Raw genomic sequence first — 1,621 nt, forward strand, 5'->3', positions numbered from 1 at the left:
GTGCGCGGCGTCTCGGTGACGCTACGCAAGCGCTGAGCTGCGAATCCTTAAGTAATGGCGCGCCGGCTAAGCTACGCCGGCGCGCAGCAGATCGTGCAGATGCACGATGCCGACCGGCCGCTTGCTCTCGGTGACCAGCAGTGCGGTGATTTTCGACGAGTTGAGCAACTCCAAGGCCTGCCCGGCCAGCAGGTTCGGGCTGATGGTCTTGGGGTTGCGGGTCATCACCTCGTCGACAGTCGCGGTCATCAGGTCGGGCCGCATGTGGCGCCGCAGGTCACCGTCGGTGACGATGCCGGCGATCTGCCCGTTGCCATCGACGATGCCTACGCAGCCGAAGCCCTTGGCGGACATTTCCACCAGCGCATCCGACATCCGTGTGCCGAGCGGCTTTAGCGGCACGGCCTCGCCGGTGTGCATCAGGTCGCGGGCGTATTTCAGCATCGCGCCGAGCTTGCCGCCGGGATGCAGCACGCTGAAATCCGACGAGGTGAAGCCGCGGGTCTCGAGCAGAGCGATTGCCAGCGCGTCGCCCAGCGACAACATCATCAATGACGATGTGGTCGGTGCCAGATTGTGCGGACAGGCCTCGCGCGCCTTGGGCAGCGTCAGGGCGATGTCGGCGGCCGCCGCCAGCGTCGAGCCGGCGTTCGACGTCATGGCGATCAGCGCGATCTTGAAGCGCTTGGCGTAGCTGATCAGGTTCTTCATCTCGGGCTGTTCGCCGGACCACGACAGCGCCAGGATGACGTCGTCGGCGGTGATCATGCCGAGATCGCCATGGCTGGCTTCGGAGGCGTGGACGAAGAACGCCGGGGTGCCGGTCGAGGCGAAGGTCGCGGCGATCTTGCGGCCGATATGGCCGGACTTGCCCAGGCCGGTGATGATCAGCCGGCCCTTGGCCTCCAGAATGGTGGCGATCGAAGCCGCGAAGGCGCCGCCGAGGTCGGATCGGATCGCCGCCGCCAGGGCGGTGACGCCGCTAGCCTCAGCCTCGAGGGTGCGGAGCGCCGAGGGGATCGCAGCGGTGGGATCGGTCATCGCGACATTCGTGCGGGTTTTTGACAGTGCCATGCGGGGTCCCGAAAGCATGAGCCGCCGAAGCGGCCGGGACCCTTCCTAGCACGCCCGTCCGCCCGGCGCGACGCGGCAGGCCGGCGGTGGGGCATTTCTCAACGGGTCCTTAACCATAATTGTTTTAACTCCATTAACGATGATCAGCGCCTGCGGGCCTGATCTCTGGATCGTAAGTTTTTGTATTTACGAGGTTTTAGATCGTGCCCTCGGCGCCAGTCATCGGCCGCCACCGCCGTGCAATGGCTTTGCGCGCGGCTGCCGCATGCCTGGGATTCACCATCGTCGGCCCTGGATCGGCGCACGCCCAAACTCTGACACGCGATCTGTTCAATCCTTCCCGCGGCAACTTCGTCGCCCAGCAGGACTTGCCGCTGCGCCCGACCCCGGGCCTGGGTACCTCGGCGCTGTCGCTGCGGAGCGGCATTGCGCAGGCACCCGACGACGGCAACCCGCCGCCTCCGCCGCTTCGCCCCCTGCGTGCGCCAACCGATCCCGGCATCGAGCCCGGCCTCGGCGATGCCGGCATGGGCTATGATTCCCGCAA

General features: G+C 66.4%; 1 protein-coding gene and 1 pseudogene. One reads left to right on the forward strand and one right to left on the reverse strand.

Annotation, left to right across the window (positions count from 1 at the left end; all coding sequences use genetic code 11):
* Window positions 1-66 precede the first annotated feature (66 nt).
* On the reverse strand, window positions 67-1,074 hold the full coding sequence (locus tag I5M_RS09050; RefSeq protein WP_022721103.1) for an SIS domain-containing protein: 1,008 nt from the start codon (window positions 1,072-1,074) through the stop codon (window positions 67-69).
* A gap of 242 nt (window positions 1,075-1,316) precedes the next feature.
* Between I5M_RS09050 and I5M_RS29415 the strand changes: the two are divergent.
* Window positions 1,317-1,621: pseudogene (locus I5M_RS29415) on the forward strand (hypothetical protein); the annotation flags it as partial.

The organism is Rhodopseudomonas sp. B29 (assembly GCF_000333455.1).
GTDB lineage: Bacteria > Pseudomonadota > Alphaproteobacteria > Rhizobiales > Xanthobacteraceae > Rhodopseudomonas.